Source organism: Fodinicurvata sp. EGI_FJ10296, from assembly GCF_040712075.1.
GTDB lineage: Bacteria > Pseudomonadota > Alphaproteobacteria > DSM-16000 > Inquilinaceae > JBFCVL01.
Window position 1 is genome coordinate 96096 of the sequence record NZ_JBFCVL010000003.1, and the last position, 13512, is coordinate 109607.

Below are 13512 nucleotides of genomic sequence, written 5' to 3' on the forward strand. Positions count from 1 at the left end.
CGCCGCGCGATGGCCCAACGGTCAGATTCCGAGATAAGCCTCGCGCACCTTGTCGTCCTTCATCAGTGCCTCAGCCGATCCCGACAGGACAAACTGGCCGGATTGCAGCACATATCCGCGTTGGGCGACGGACAGCGCCATCTGGACGTTCTGCTCGACCAGCAGCACCGAAACGCCGGAGCGGTTGATCTCCACCAGCCGGTTGTGCAGTTCCTCGACCACGATCGGCGCCAGCCCGTGGCTGGGCTCGTCGAGCACAAGCAGCTTTGGCTCCAGCATCAGGGCGCGCCCGACCGCAACCATCTGCTGCTCGCCGCCGGACAGTGTCCCGGCATGCTGGCGCTGGCGCTCCGCAAGGCGCGGGAACAGGTCGAAGACGCGGCGAAGCCGACCCTCGACCACGCCCGGGTCGCCGACCGTATAAGCCCCCAGTTTCAGGTTCTCGACCACTGTCATGTCGGGAAAGACATGCCGGCCCTCGGGCACATGGGCCAAACCCAGCGCCGGCACCTCGTGGGCGCGACGGCCCATCAGGTCGGCGCCGTCCAGCGTGATCGTCCCCGAAGACCGGGGAATGAGGCGCGAGATCGTCTTCAGCAGCGTCGTCTTGCCGGCGGTATTGGCGCCGATGACGCAGACGAACTCTCCGCGCCGGACCTCCAGACTGACGCCGGTCAGCACGTCGGTCTTGTCATAGGCAGCACGGACGTCGCGGACATCGAGAATGACGTCGGCGGCGCCCGCCCCGTTCCCAGTCCCGTTCCCGGCCCCGCTCATACCGACACCTCTTCGGCTTTGGCCTCGGAATAGGGCTTGCCCAGATACGCTTCGACGACTTTGGGATCATGGGCGATTTCGACCGGCGTCCCGTCGGCGATCAGCTGGCCGAAATTCAGCACCAGGATACGGTCGCACAGGCTCATGATCGCCTTCATATGATGTTCGACGCAGATGATGGTCAGTCCCTCGTCTCTCAATTGGCGCACGAAGGTCATGAAGTCGGCCATCTCGACGGCGTTGAGCGCGGCCATGACTTCGTCCAGCAGCAGGATTTTCGGTTCGGTGCACAGGGCGCGGGCCACTTCCACCCGCGCGCGTTCGGGGAATGACAGGTCGCCGGCCTTCTTCCGGGCAATGGCGTCCATACCAGCCCGCGCCAGCATGCTTTCCGCGATCCGGCGCGCGTCGAGCATATCGTGGCGCAGCAACGCACCGGTCAGCACATTGTCCAGCACGCTGCTTTCGGGGAAGATCGCGCCGTTCTGGAACGTCTTGGTCATGCCCATTGCGCAGACACGGTGCGGCTTGGCACCGACGATGTTCTGGCCCTGGAGCCGGATCTCGCCGCCGCTGGGCGCCTGCAGGCCGACCAGCATGTTGAACAACGTCGTCTTGCCAGCGCCGTTCGGTCCGATCAGCCCCAGAATCTGACCGCTCGGCAGGCTGAAGCTCACCTGATCGACAGCGACCAGACCGCCAAACCGGCAGGTCAGATCGGTAACGCGAAGAATGTCGTCGGTATCGGTCATGATCGGTCTTTCCCCCCGAAGCGCTCGGAAATCTGGATGATCAGATAGACCAGACCGCGCGGCTGCAGCAGGATCAGCGCGATTAGCACAAGTCCATAGGCGAAGGCAGATAGCCCCGCCGCCCGGCCGCCGAGGGTCGCGTTGGCGAGTTCCTCGAACGGCACGATCAGAAAGGCGCCCAGGATCGGCCCGAAGACGAGGCCGACGCCGCCAATGATCGCCGTCAGTGCGATCTTGACCGAAACCGACGCCAGACTGAAAATCTGATCGGGGTCGAAGAAATAATTGAACTGGGCATAAATGACGCCAAGACACGCCGTCACCATGGCCGAAACGACGCTGGCGATCAGCTTGGTGCGATAGGTGTCGACGCCGATGACCTCTGCCGCCTCGGGGTTCTCGCGGATCGCCCGGAGGCGATAGCCCAGCGCGCTTTCCTTCATCCACCAGAACAGGCCCGTCACCAGGATAAGCGCCACCAGCGTGATGTAGTAATACGGCATCGCGCCGCTGAACTGCATCATGGCGAAACTGCCGTCGGGCAGATACGGCACCGATATCCCGACCGGTCCGCCCGTCATCGACGACCAGCTGATCGCGATGACGCGCATCACCTCACCGAAGGCCAGTGTCGCCAGAGCGAAATAGTGCCCGCGCAGCCGGAATGTCGGCACGCTCAACAACAGGGCGGCGACCGCGGCCAGCGCCGCACCGGCGCCCATGCCGAGCCACGGGCTGACATTCAGATCGCGCAACAGGATCGTCGAGGTATAGGCGCCAACTCCGAAAAAGGCGGCATGGCCGAGCGAAAGCTGGTTGGCCAGCCCGCCGATCATGTTCCACGCCTGACCCAAAGTGGCGAACAGCAGCGTCATGGTCAGGACGCGCATGACATAGCCATCGCCGTCGAGCCCCAGGGGGATCGCTGCAGCAACGGCAACCAGCAGGCCGATGGCCAGCCAGCGCGCCGTCCCGACCGGCCGCCCCAGCGCGACGCCCGTCATCCCGGCAACCGACATCACGAACCTCCCTTGAGCAGACCCTGGGGCCGCAGCGCCAGCACAGCGATGAAGACGACGAAAAGGGTCAGGTTCTGCAACTGGATCGGCAGGATCAGGGTCGACATCGACTGGATGATGCCGACCGCGAGGCCGCCCACGACCGCGCCCAGAACATTGCCCAGTCCGCCCAGCACGACCGCCGTGAACATCAGCACCACGAACTGGCTGCCCACGGTCGGAGACGCCGTCAGATAGGGCAGGATGATTGCACCCCCGAAAGCCGTCGTTCCGGCGCCAATGCCGAACGCGATGCGGCGCACCCGGTCGGGATCGATGCCCATCAGACGTGCGGCCATGGCGTTCTGGGCGGTTGCCCGCATCGCCCAGCCGAGCGAGGTATAGCGCAGGAAGAGCCACAGCGCGACGCCGCAACCAAGCGACATGCAGAAGGCCAGCAGATACGGCACGCTGATATAGATCGGGCCGATGAACAGCGCCATGGTCTGATAAGGCGTCTGCACCGAACGGAATTCCGATCCGAACAGCAGCAGCGCCCCGTTTTCGAGGACGATCAGCAATCCGACGGTCAGAAATATCTGCGCCACCGGCGGCGCATCCAGCACCCGCCGGATCAGCAGGTGCTGAATGCCCATTCCCAGCACGAACGCAAAGGCGAAGGCGAAGAAGGCGCCGATCAGCGGATCGAGCCCCAGGAACAGCCAGATGAAATAGGCCGTGAACATGCCGACCATCACGAATTCCGCGTGCGAGAAATTGATGATGTGCATGATCCCGAAAACCAGGCTCAGCCCGATCGCCAGCACTGCATAGACGCCGCCGATCATGATCCCGTCCAACAGGGCCTGAATGACGTTCATACCCTCGCCCACTCCTCTATGTGCCCAGATATCTGCCCAGAAGAATTGCGGCCCGGCACTTCAGTCGGACCGGACCGCCTGTCGGGTCAGATCGGCTCGCCGCGCCACAATGCCGACGCTGTGGCGGCCTCTTCGGGATAGACCGTTACCAGTTCGCCACCCTGCCATTGGACCATGACCGGGATGGCGTTGACATTCAGGCCGGTCTCGTCGAAGTCGATCTCGCCGCCGCTCATCACCGACGCCCAGCCTTCGTTGAACGTGTTGTTGCGCAAGGCGTCGCGCAGGGCGTCGCTGTCGGTCGTTCCGGCGATCTCCAGCGCCGATTTCAACACGCCCATCAGGGCCGCGTGCTCCAGCGCCTCGTGGACCATGAAATAGCCGAACCGCTCGCGGAACCGCTCGGTGTATTCCGGCGCCCCGTCGTAATTGGCGGGCGAGATCGACAGCACGCCGTCCGACAACTCGCCCAGCCCGTCGCGGAAATCGGGAATGACGTAACCCGCCGCACCGCCGACCGCCGGCGTGTCCAGTCCCTGCTGACGCATGGTGCGGACGATGAGCAGAGAGTCGTTCAGATACGAGACCGGAAACACGACCTGCGCTTCGGAATTGCGCAGATTGCGGATCAGCGGGTTCACGTCGGTGATGCCCAGTGGATAGGCCTCGTCCATGACGATCTCGATCCCGGCCTCTTCGGCGGCGGCGCGCAGGCCGCCGGCTTGAGACGTGCCATAGGCCGTGTCCTCGTACATGATCGCCACACGGTCCAGCGACTCGCCCGCTGCCTCGGCCAGTGCGACGGTATAATCGAACTGTGCGCGGCCGATATCCGATGCCTTGGAGACGACCTGGAACACATTCTGGAAGCCGCGTCCGGTGATCTCGTCGGAGAACGACATGGTCAGCAGCGGGATGCCCCGGCGTTCTGTCACCTGAGAAATCGCCAGCGTCAACGACGACGCGAACGCGCCCAGAATGGCGGTCACGTTGTCCTGTGAAATCATCCTCTGCGCCACGTTGGCCGCCGTCGACGGCGTGGAGGTAGAGTCGGCGATGATCAGATTGATGCGCGCGCCGCCAAGTGCTTCGATACCGCCGGCCTCGTTGATTTCGTCGGCGACCAGTTGAATGCCGTTGCGGGAATTGATGCCGAACTGCGCATTGGCGCCCGACAGCGGCACGACGACCCCGATATTGATGTCACCGTTGCTCGCCAGCAGCCCCCTGGAGGCAAAGGGCGCGGCCAGAGCGGCGCCAGCCAGCGCGGCCGACCCCTGCAACACGCGGCGGCGTCCCAACCCCTTGCCCGCATTCCCGATTCCAGCGATCCCGGAACTGGGCATCCACAGGCGATGATCCGTTTTCGGCGTCTTTTTCATGGCGATTCCTCCCGAGGAATTTCATTTAGTGTTCTAAACCATAGGACCCTTTCCTTTCAGCCGTCAAACTGATTGACAGACTGTCATACAATTTTCGACTATGGAGCCGATGAACGACACCATGAAAATTCAACGCCACCGTCTGTCGCTCGCCGATCAGGTCGTCGACACGATGCGGCAGAACATCATGAACGGCCGGTTCCAGCCGGGCGAGAAGCTTGTCGAACGCGAATTGTGCGATCTCCTGGGCGTGTCGCGGACGTCGCTCCGCGAAGCTTTGAGCCATCTCGCCGCCGAGGGGTTCATAGAACACGTGCCCCACCGCGGCCCGTTCGTCGCACGCGTCACCGCTGACGAGGCACAGGCGATCTACGAGGTGCGCGAAGTGCTCGAAGGGCTTGCCGGCCACGGATTCACCCGGCACGCCGACGCCGACCAGCGCCGCCAGTTGCACGAGGCCGTAGCGGATCTGGGTGCACAGCCCGAGCCGCTCGACCGGCAGCAACTCGTTGCAATCAAGAACCGGATCTACGCCATCCTGCTGGACGGCTGCCGCAACAACGTGGTCCGCGAGACCCTGACCCTGCTGAACAACCGCATCGCCCTGCTGCGCGGCATGTCGCTGTCGTCGCCGGGGCGCCTGCAGCAGACGCGCGACGAAATGCAGGCGATCCTCGATGCCATCGATACCGGCGATCCGGAAAATGCCCGGGCCGCCTGTCAGAGCCATGTCCGTTCCGCCGCCAACGTCGCGCTCGACGCCCTGCGGGCGGCGCAATCCCATTCCGAAACTGCAACTTCAAAACAGAGGGAACAACGAGATGAGTGACGACAATTACGAAAAGGGCCTGAAAATCCGCCGTGAAGTGCTGGGCGCGGAGTATGTCGACAAGGCGATCGCCAACGCCGACGACTTCAATCGGCCGCTGCAGGAACTGGTTACGTCGTATTGCTGGGGATCGGTCTGGGGCCGCGAGGAACTGTCCAGGCGCGACCGCAGCCTGATCAATCTGGCCATGCTAACCGCGCTGAACCGGCCGCATGAAATCAAGCTCCACCTGCATGGCGCCCTGAACAACGGCCTGACCAAGGACGACATTCGCGAAGTCCTGCTGCAGACGGCGATCTATTGCGGCGTGCCCGCCGCCATCGACAGTTTTCGCATCGCCCGCGAGGTCTTTGCCGAGCGTGAAGCGGAGAACAAGTGATGACGGAACGCGTCGGGTTCATCGGGCTCGGCCGGATGGGCCGACCGATGGCGAGTAATCTGGCCAGGGCCGGCTTCGGCCTGGTGCTCCACGATGCCGTGCCGGGCGTTGCCGACCAACTGGCGGCCGAACTGGGGGCGCAAGCGGCCGCCAGCCCGGCCGACCTGGCGGGCCAATGCGATCGCATCATCACCATGCTGCCCAATAGTGCGATCGTCGAAGCGGTGCTGGAGGGTGACAAGGGTGTTATGTCGGCGCTGCAGCCGGGCACCGTGATCATCGACATGAGCTCGTCGGATCCGGATTCCACCCGGCAACTGGCGGCGAAGACCGAAGCCGCTGGCGGAACGCTGATCGACGCCCCGGTTTCCGGCGGCGTCAAGAAGGCGGTGCAGGGCTCACTGGCGATCATCGCGGGCGGCGACAGCGACACGCTCGCCCGCTGCCGGCCGCTGTTCGAGGCCATGGGCGCCAAGACCCTGGAAACCGGCCCCACCGGCACCGGTCACGCCATGAAGGTGATCAACAATTACGTCTCCGCCGCCGGGCTGATCGCCGCCAGCGAGGGCCTGGTCCTGGCCCGCAATCAGGGCATCAGCGACGAGAACTATGTCTTCGTGCTGAATGCGTCGACGGGCAAGAGCAACTCGACCGAAAACAAGCTGGCCCAGTACATCACCAACGAGGCGTTCAATTCCGACTTCCTGCTGTCGCTGATGAGCAAGGATGTCGGCATCGCCCGCACGCTGGCCCAGCGCGGCAAGCTCGATCTGCGCCAACTGAACTTCGTCGCCGACATGTGCGAGGAAGCGCGCGACATGCTGGGTGACCAGGCCGACCATACGGAAGTCTATCGCTTTGTCGCGGCCAAGGCGGGTCTCGCCGGAGTCGGGGGCCAATAATGACCGAAGGGCGGTTTGACGCCTGGCGTCGGCGCGCGCAGGCCGACCGCGTGCTGGCAAGTCTGGCCGGGGGTGTCGACGTATCCGTGGCGCTGACGGGCGAAGTCCCGATCGGCCGGATCGTCCTGGCCGACCCGATTGAATGGCCGAAATCGGGGCCAGAGTCGGGTCCGGCACCGGCGTTGACACTGTCGGCCCCCGACAGCTTCTGGCACGGATTGATGTCGGGCACCGCCCCGCCGGGCGGTCATGGTCTGGGCGCAGCGTTGGCAACCGGCGCGCAACTCAAAATCGACGGGCGACCCGGTCTGCTGGCCCGCGCTCGTCCGGCACTGGAACGTCTGTTCGAACTGGCGGCCCCGGTACGCATGGATGATGGCGCGCCCTGGGCCGGAGACGCGGCGCTGCCGGTGGGCCGCTATGCCGATCTGGCGACGGACACCGGCGAGCGCGCCCGGATTTACTTCGAAAGCTCGGGCCCGACGGTCGATCCGTCGCTGCCGCCGGTGGTTTTCCTGCACACCGCCGGCGCCGACAGCCGCCAGTTCCACTTTCAACTGGCCGATGGTGGACTGTCCCGGAACCGCCGGCTCTATGCCTTCGACATGCCGCGCCACGGGCGTTCCCTGCCGCTGACCGATCGCTCGCCGTTCGAGCGCGCCGACCTTGACGCCAAAGCCTATATCGGCTGGTGCAAGACCTTCATGGAGCGTGTCGTCGGTGAGCCTGCGATCCTGATTGGCTGCTCCATGGGCGCCATGGCCGCGCTGATGACCGCCGCCGACCACCCGGATCTGGTCGCAGGGGCGATTGCGGTCGAAGCGCCGGAACGTTCGCCCGATCGCCGCTCAGCGGATCTGTCCGATCCGGGCCTCGACCAGACGCGCTTCGTCCCGGCCTATGTCCGCAGCCTGATGAGCCCGCACAGCCCGGAGCGCTATCGCGACCTCGCCACCTGGATCTACAGCCAGGGCGGTTTTTCCACCTATGTCAACGACATCGCCTTTTACAGCCGGGCCTTCGACGGTTCCGCCGTGGCCACCCGGCTGAACGCCGCCAAGATGCCGGTCGCGCTGCTTACCGGCAGCTATGACTATTCCGCGTCACCGGCATCGACGCAAAAACTGCACGCGGTCCTGCCGCAGTCGCGGTTCGTGGAAATGACCGAACTCGGCCATTTTCCGATGATCGAGAACCCGCCCGTGTTCACCCGCTATCTTGCCGACGCGCTGGCCTTCGTCGACGACGGCCGTACCGACAAGAAACCTGACCGGAGCAATCCATGACGGCCCTGCCTCAATTCGACATCTATGCCGTGCGCTATGGCTTCTGCAAACGCACCCACGCCGAATGCTTCCTGCATTCCGACAGCCACGATGTCCCCCGGCAACTGGATTATTTCGTCTGGCTGGTGGTCGGCGGCGATCGCGCGATCCTGGTCGATACCGGCTTTTCGGCGGAAACGGCAAAGGCGCGCGGCCGGACCTTTCTGCAATGCCCGATCGAGGCCGTCGGCAAACTCGGCTGGCCGGCGGAAAAGCTGACCGACATCGCCATCACCCACCTGCACTACGACCATGCCGGCAATCTGGCGCGCGTGCCGGATGTGCCGATCCACATTCAGGAAGCCGAACTGGCCTTTGCCACCAGCCCTGCCATGCGCCATCGGCTGGTCAACGCACCGTTCAATGTCGACGACGTTTGCGAAATGGTCCGTCGCACCTATCGCGACCGGCTGCGCTTTCATCGTGGTGATTCCGAAATCTGCCCCGGTGTCGAGCTGAAACTGGTCGGCGGCCATTCGCGGGGCCTGCAGTTCCTGCGCGTCCACACCCGCCACGGCTGGATGGTGCTGGCGTCAGACGCCGCCCATTTCTACGACACCTTCACCGAACGCCACCCGTTCCCGATCGTCGTGGACATGGTGCAGACGCTGGACGGCTACGAACGCCTTGCCGCCGCCGCCGACGATCCCGGCCTCATCATTCCCGGCCACGACCCCGATGTCCTGACCCGCTTCCCCGCCGGTCCGCTGCCCGATACGGTTCATATCACGGGGTGATAGCGGATATCGTTCCCGGAACCGTTCGAAAACCTCGACGCAGGCAAGGATCAAATGTCTCTTGCAGCCAGTGCATCCGGTGCGCGACCCGGGCCGCGTCCTGGCTGCGCCCGCTGCGCAATAATTGTTCGCTGCATCCACACCCCGACTGCAACACTCACCACGATCAGCACGACCCCGGACAGTTGCAGCGAGGTCATTGATTGCCCCAGGATGATCCATCCGAGAAACAGGGCGGAGACTGGACTGAAGAACCCGAGCGTCGTCGGGGTGATCGGTCCGAGTTGCGCGACACCCCAGAACCATACCGTGTATGTCACCGCGCCGCCGATCAGCGCCAGATAGAAGTAGCCCGCCAGATTGGCGACGCTGATGGTTGGCATGGGCGGGTCGATCAGGATCGCAGCCGGGGCCAGAAGCAGCCCCCCGATAACCAGCTGCCAGGATGCAAAGGTCAGGGGCGAGACCGGAAACTGCCATCGCTTCGTCAACACAACGCCAAGCGCCATCGAGACGGCGCCGGCGATGGCCGCGGCAATCCCTACCGGATCGACCGACGCTTCGGGCGTAAGCGCCAGGAGCGCGACCCCGATGACACCGCCGATCCCGGCGACATAGACCAGGATGCTGACCCGCGTTCCGAGGAGCAGTGCCGAAAGGGTGAAGACGATAAGCGGCTGCACCGATCCCACCGTGGCGGCGACGCCGCCCGGCAGTCGGTAGGCAGCCTCGAAAAGAAGCCACCAGAAGATCGAAAAATTGAGAGCCGAGACAATGAGCAGCTTTCCGATCCAGGACGGATGCGGCAATTGCCGGGTAACTGCCAGCAAGGCGAGACCAGCTGGAAGCGCGCGTAGGCAGGCGTTCGTGAGCGCGTGATCGGGCGGCAGGAGCTCGGTCGTCACGACGAATGTGCTCCCCCATATGGCGGGAACCAGTGCGGTCACGGCGATGATGGCGGGTTGTCTCATGCTTCCCATTCCTTGTTACACTGGAATATCTCCCTGCAATATCTCTACGTCAAGATATTTATCTCTACGTCAAAATAACACTCTTGAGTGCCGCCCCTAACGGCTGTAGGATGAGACATGGACAGGGTAGACCAGATTCTCTCTCAGTGGCGCGAGCAGCGCCCCGACCTGAATGTGACGCCGATGGGCACGGTCGGCCGCATCAGCCGGGTGTCGGACATTTTCACGGCCTCGATGGCGGTCGTGTTTGCCAGGCATGACATCAATGCGGCCGCGTTCGACGTTCTCGCCACCTTGCGTCGCGCCGGCCCGCCCTACAGCCGCTCGATCGGCGAGATGGTCGACTGGATGATGATCAGTTCGGGGTCGACGACCAATCGTATCCAGCGGCTGGAGGCAAGCGGCCTCATCGAGCGGATCGTGGACACGAGGGACGCCCGCCGGGCCTCGGTCAGGCTCACCGATGCCGGGCTGGCCAAGATAGATGAGGTCGTGGAGGATCACGTGGCCAATCAGGCAAGGCTCACGAGTTGCCTGTCCGACGAGGAGCGGCACATTCTCGAGGGGCTGCTCAAGAAGATGGAAGCCGCTGCCGATCCGGACTCAGAGAGATGGTCCCGGAATTATGCGCAGGATGACAAGCTCATCCCGACGGCGTCCTGACCCGCTTCCCCACCGGGCCCATGCCCGATACAGTGCCTATCATTGGATGATAGCAGCCCCGACAGAACGGGGCCGATAAAGGGGAGAGTTATATGACGGATTTCGATCTTGTCGTACGGGGGGACCTTGTCCTGCCGCAGCGGATCGTCAAGGACGGCTGGGTTGCGGTGAGTCAGGGACGGATCGCCATGGTCGGGGATGGCCCGCCGCCATCGGCCACGACGGTGCATGACGCGCGCGGCGCCTGGGTGATGGCCGGGGCGATCGACGCCCATGTCCACTCTCTCAGCCAGCGGGGTCAGGAGGGGTTTGGCCGATCGACCCGCTCCGCCGCATCGGGCGGCGTGACGGCGTTTTGCGATATGCCCTATGACGACGGCCGGCTGATCGCCAATGTTGAAAATTTCGACGCCAAGCGGCGGGAAATCGAAGCCGAGGCCGTGATCGATGTCGGTCTGTATGCCACGATCCATCCGTCTGACGGCACGGCCAACATCGCCGATCTGGCGCGCGCCGGTGCCAGCGCCTTCAAGTTCTCGACCTATGAATCCGATCCCGGCCGCTTTCCACGAATTCCGACGGCGCTGCTGGCCGAGGCCTTTGCCGCGGCGGGCGCCTTTGGCCTCGTCTCCGGTGTTCACAACGAGAATCAGGAAATCGTGGATGCCTGCATCGCCAAGGCAAGAAAGGACGGACTGAACTCACCAGAGGTCCACGCCGCCACACGCCCGGTCTTGAACGAGGCCATGGCCATGCTGGAAATCTACGAAGCGGGCGTCACGGCCGGGGCCCGCGCCCACGTGGTCCATTGTTCGATCTCGCGCGGGATCGAGATCTGCGAGAGCTATAAGCGCCAGGGACACGCCGCGTCGGTGGAGGTTCTGCTGCCCCACCTTGCCCTGACGGAAGACGACGATGTGCGTCGGCTTGGCGGCTTCGGCAAGATCAACCCGCCGATCCGTCCAGCGCCGGAGCGCGAACGCCTCTGGCGGCATCTGGTCGCCGGTCAGATCGATATCGTCTCCAGCGACCATGTCTGCTGGTCGCTCGATCGCAAGAACAACGACAACATGCTGAAGAACGCCTCCGGCCTGCCCGGTGTCGATGCGTTCATGCCGCTGTTCCTGACGGCCTGTCTTCGCCGCGATGTACCCCTGTCGCTGGCGACGCGGCTGGTCTCGCTCAATCCCGCCCGGCATTTCGGCTTCCTGCCCGACAAGGGGTTGATCGCAACGGGCTACGACGCCGATCTGGTCGTCATCGAGCCGGGTTCGTTCAAATACGACAGCGGCAATACATTGTCGGTTCTCGACTGGAGCCCCTATGACGGCATGACCATGGATGTTCGGGTTCAGGCGACATTTGTGCGCGGTGCGTTGGTCTGGGACGGCTCGGCCATCGTGCAGGAGCCCGGCTTCGGGCGCTTCATCCGTCCGACATCGGCACCAGAAACGCGGGTTTCCCAACAATGATGACCGACAACAGCTTTTCCTTTGCGACACGGTTGCTCGACGGCCTGGAGAAGGAAACCGGCGATCCGTCCGGACGGGGCATGACCCGGATCGCCTATGGCCCCGGAGAAGAATTCGCCCATGGCCTTTTCGCCGAACTGGCGCGTGAAATCGGGGCAACCGTAATCCACGATGCCGCCGGCAACACGATCGCCCATATCAACGGCAAGGATCCGGCCCTGCCCGTCGTCGTCACGGGCAGTCATCTGGACAGTGTTCGTCAGGGCGGCAATGTCGACGGCGCCGCTGGCGTGGCGGCGGGGCTTGCCTGCCTGAAAGAAGCCGCCGACCGGCCCGGCGAACGCGGGCTGTCGGTCGTCGCCTTCCGGGGTGAGGAAAGCTGCTGGTTTCCGCATTCATATATCGGCTCGCGCATGGCGCTGGGCCGTCTGCCGGCCGAACAGCTCGAACTGCTGCGCCGGTCCGATACCGGCCGCACGCTGGCCTCTCATATCGATGAATGCGGCTATGATTCAGCGGCGGTCAAACGCGGCGAAGCGCTCCTGACACCTGAGAAGATCGACAGCTTTTTCGAAATGCATATCGAGCAAGGGCCGGTTCTGGAAACGGCGGGAATTCCGGTCGGCGTGGTGAGCGCAATTGCCGGCGGCCATCGCTTCCGTGACATGACGGTAACGGGCGTCTGGGCCCATGCCGGTGCGGAACCCCGGACCTATCGGCACGACGCCATGGCCGCCACAGCCGCCTTCATCGACCAAACGAACACCATCTGGCGGGGGATGGAGGAAGACGGCGACTTTCTTCTGGTCACGTTCGGAATCGTTCAAACGGATCCCGAACTGAACGCGTTCAGCCGCATTCCCGGAAAGGTCAATGTGACCATCGATATCCGGGCCATCGAGGCGGAGGCCCTGAAGCGATTCATGGACCGGCTATACACCTTGATCGACACGATTTCAGAGACGTTCGGTGTCGACTTCAAGATTGGCGGTGACAGTGGGCCGCCGATCCGCGCCATGGACGATGGTCTGGTGGCTTTGCTGGAGAAAAGCGCCGACGAAGCCGACATCAAGACCCTGACCATGCCCAGCGGTGCCGGCCATGATGCGGCGGCCTTTTCCGAGGCCGGTATCCCAACGGCCATGGTCTTCATTCGAAGCCAGAATGGCAGCCACAACCCGGATGAGTCGATGCGGATCGACGATTTCCGCCTGGCCTGCGAGGTGATGGGCCGGGCCATCGCCAGGCGCCGGGAACGCCGGCATGGATCGGGAGAATAGTCTTTGCATACCACAAGATGCTCAGTTAGACAGACCATGCAACATTAGGATTAAGTTATGCATAGTTTGATCTATCTCGTCGGGCTCGTCGTCGTCGTCTTTTTCATCCTGTCCTTTCTGGGGCTGGTCTGACCCCAGTGCCCACCTTTGATCGTCCTTCCGGA

General features: G+C 63.7%; 14 protein-coding genes. 8 read left to right on the forward strand and 6 right to left on the reverse strand.

The window, feature by feature from the left end:
• Positions 1–21: 21 nt before the first annotated feature.
• The 5 genes from ABZ728_RS06580 to ABZ728_RS06600 all read right to left on the reverse strand — a co-directional run bounded on the left by ABZ728_RS06580 (position 22) and on the right by ABZ728_RS06600 (position 4790).
• Positions 22–777, reverse strand: a complete 756-nt coding sequence (locus ABZ728_RS06580; RefSeq protein WP_366655239.1) for an ABC transporter ATP-binding protein — start codon at positions 775–777, stop codon at positions 22–24.
• Entirely contained in the window at positions 774–1529 is a 756-nt protein-coding gene (locus tag ABZ728_RS06585; RefSeq protein WP_366655240.1) for an ABC transporter ATP-binding protein, read from the reverse strand. The genes ABZ728_RS06580 and ABZ728_RS06585 overlap by 4 nt, the downstream gene beginning before the upstream one ends.
• On the reverse strand, positions 1526–2548 hold the full coding sequence (locus ABZ728_RS06590) for a branched-chain amino acid ABC transporter permease (RefSeq protein WP_366655242.1): 1023 nt from the start codon (positions 2546–2548) through the stop codon (positions 1526–1528). Before ABZ728_RS06590 ends, ABZ728_RS06585 begins: the two co-directional genes overlap by 4 nt.
• Entirely contained in the window at positions 2548–3408 is an 861-nt protein-coding gene (locus ABZ728_RS06595; protein WP_366655244.1) for a branched-chain amino acid ABC transporter permease, read from the reverse strand. The genes ABZ728_RS06590 and ABZ728_RS06595 overlap by 1 nt, the downstream gene beginning before the upstream one ends.
• A gap of 86 nt (positions 3409–3494) precedes the next feature.
• Positions 3495–4790: an ABC transporter substrate-binding protein gene (locus tag ABZ728_RS06600; RefSeq protein ID WP_366655246.1), complete on the reverse strand. Its 1296-nt coding sequence runs from the start codon at positions 4788–4790 to the stop codon at positions 3495–3497.
• A 121-nt stretch (positions 4791–4911) separates the two neighbouring features.
• On the opposite strand from ABZ728_RS06600, the gene ABZ728_RS06605 reads away from it, so the two are divergent.
• The 5 genes from ABZ728_RS06605 to ABZ728_RS06625 are packed head-to-tail and all read left to right on the forward strand — an operon-like array spanning position 4912 to position 8962.
• Positions 4912–5619, forward strand: a complete 708-nt coding sequence (locus tag ABZ728_RS06605; protein ID WP_366655247.1) for a GntR family transcriptional regulator — start codon at positions 4912–4914, stop codon at positions 5617–5619.
• Entirely contained in the window at positions 5612–5998 is a 387-nt protein-coding gene (pcaC, locus tag ABZ728_RS06610) for a 4-carboxymuconolactone decarboxylase (RefSeq protein ID WP_366655248.1), read from the forward strand. The genes ABZ728_RS06605 and pcaC overlap by 8 nt, the downstream gene beginning before the upstream one ends.
• A complete protein-coding gene (locus tag ABZ728_RS06615) occupies positions 5998–6900 on the forward strand; it encodes an NAD(P)-dependent oxidoreductase (RefSeq protein ID WP_366655249.1) in 903 nt (300 codons plus the stop codon). The genes pcaC and ABZ728_RS06615 overlap by 1 nt, the downstream gene beginning before the upstream one ends.
• Positions 6900–8186 carry an alpha/beta hydrolase gene (locus ABZ728_RS06620; RefSeq protein WP_366655250.1) on the forward strand — a complete coding sequence of 429 codons (1287 nt, stop codon included), beginning with the start codon at positions 6900–6902 and terminating at the stop codon, positions 8184–8186. Before ABZ728_RS06615 ends, ABZ728_RS06620 begins: the two co-directional genes overlap by 1 nt.
• On the forward strand, positions 8183–8962 hold the full coding sequence (locus ABZ728_RS06625) for an N-acyl homoserine lactonase family protein (RefSeq protein ID WP_366655251.1): 780 nt from the start codon (positions 8183–8185) through the stop codon (positions 8960–8962). Before ABZ728_RS06620 ends, ABZ728_RS06625 begins: the two co-directional genes overlap by 4 nt.
• A 50-nt stretch (positions 8963–9012) precedes the next feature.
• Here ABZ728_RS06625 and ABZ728_RS06630 read toward each other — a convergent pair whose 3' ends face one another.
• Positions 9013–9933 carry an EamA family transporter gene (locus ABZ728_RS06630; protein WP_366655252.1) on the reverse strand — a complete coding sequence of 307 codons (921 nt, stop codon included), beginning with the start codon at positions 9931–9933 and terminating at the stop codon, positions 9013–9015.
• Positions 9934–10050: 117 nt separating this feature from the next.
• Here ABZ728_RS06630 and ABZ728_RS06635 point away from each other — a divergent pair, with 117 nt between their 5' ends.
• From ABZ728_RS06635 to ABZ728_RS06645, 3 genes are all read left to right on the forward strand, one after another.
• Positions 10051–10596, forward strand: coding sequence for a MarR family transcriptional regulator (locus tag ABZ728_RS06635; protein ID WP_366655254.1), 546 nt, complete (start codon positions 10051–10053; stop codon positions 10594–10596).
• 92 nt (positions 10597–10688) lie between these two features.
• Entirely contained in the window at positions 10689–12068 is a 1380-nt protein-coding gene (locus ABZ728_RS06640; RefSeq protein ID WP_366655256.1) for a dihydroorotase family protein, read from the forward strand.
• On the forward strand, positions 12065–13348 hold the full coding sequence (locus ABZ728_RS06645) for a hydantoinase/carbamoylase family amidase (RefSeq protein WP_366655257.1): 1284 nt from the start codon (positions 12065–12067) through the stop codon (positions 13346–13348). Before ABZ728_RS06640 ends, ABZ728_RS06645 begins: the two co-directional genes overlap by 4 nt.
• The last annotated feature ends 164 nt before the right edge of the window (positions 13349–13512 follow it).

Excerpts from the sequence above, each read along its gene's own strand:
- ABZ728_RS06595 (WP_366655244.1), bottom strand. The coding sequence starts at position 3,408 with ATGAACGTCATTCAGGCCCTGTTGGACGGGATCATGATCGGCGGCGTC.
- ABZ728_RS06605 (WP_366655247.1), top strand. The coding sequence starts at position 4,912 with ATGAAAATTCAACGCCACCGTCTGTCGCTCGCCGATCAGGTCGTCGAC.
- ABZ728_RS06600 (WP_366655246.1), bottom strand. The coding sequence starts at position 4,790 with ATGAAAAAGACGCCGAAAACGGATCATCGCCTGTGGATGCCCAGTTCC.
- ABZ728_RS06630 (WP_366655252.1), bottom strand. The coding sequence starts at position 9,933 with ATGAGACAACCCGCCATCATCGCCGTGACCGCACTGGTTCCCGCCATA.
- ABZ728_RS06620 (WP_366655250.1), top strand. The coding sequence starts at position 6,900 with ATGACCGAAGGGCGGTTTGACGCCTGGCGTCGGCGCGCGCAGGCCGAC.
- ABZ728_RS06645 (WP_366655257.1), top strand. The coding sequence starts at position 12,065 with ATGATGACCGACAACAGCTTTTCCTTTGCGACACGGTTGCTCGACGGC.
- ABZ728_RS06590 (WP_366655242.1), bottom strand. The coding sequence starts at position 2,548 with ATGTCGGTTGCCGGGATGACGGGCGTCGCGCTGGGGCGGCCGGTCGGG.
- ABZ728_RS06615 (WP_366655249.1), top strand. The coding sequence starts at position 5,998 with ATGACGGAACGCGTCGGGTTCATCGGGCTCGGCCGGATGGGCCGACCG.
- ABZ728_RS06625 (WP_366655251.1), top strand. The coding sequence starts at position 8,183 with ATGACGGCCCTGCCTCAATTCGACATCTATGCCGTGCGCTATGGCTTC.
- ABZ728_RS06580 (WP_366655239.1), bottom strand. The coding sequence starts at position 777 with ATGAGCGGGGCCGGGAACGGGACTGGGAACGGGGCGGGCGCCGCCGAC.
- ABZ728_RS06585 (WP_366655240.1), bottom strand. The coding sequence starts at position 1,529 with ATGACCGATACCGACGACATTCTTCGCGTTACCGATCTGACCTGCCGG.
- ABZ728_RS06635 (WP_366655254.1), top strand. The coding sequence starts at position 10,051 with ATGGACAGGGTAGACCAGATTCTCTCTCAGTGGCGCGAGCAGCGCCCC.
- ABZ728_RS06640 (WP_366655256.1), top strand. The coding sequence starts at position 10,689 with ATGACGGATTTCGATCTTGTCGTACGGGGGGACCTTGTCCTGCCGCAG.
- pcaC (WP_366655248.1), top strand. The coding sequence starts at position 5,612 with ATGAGTGACGACAATTACGAAAAGGGCCTGAAAATCCGCCGTGAAGTG.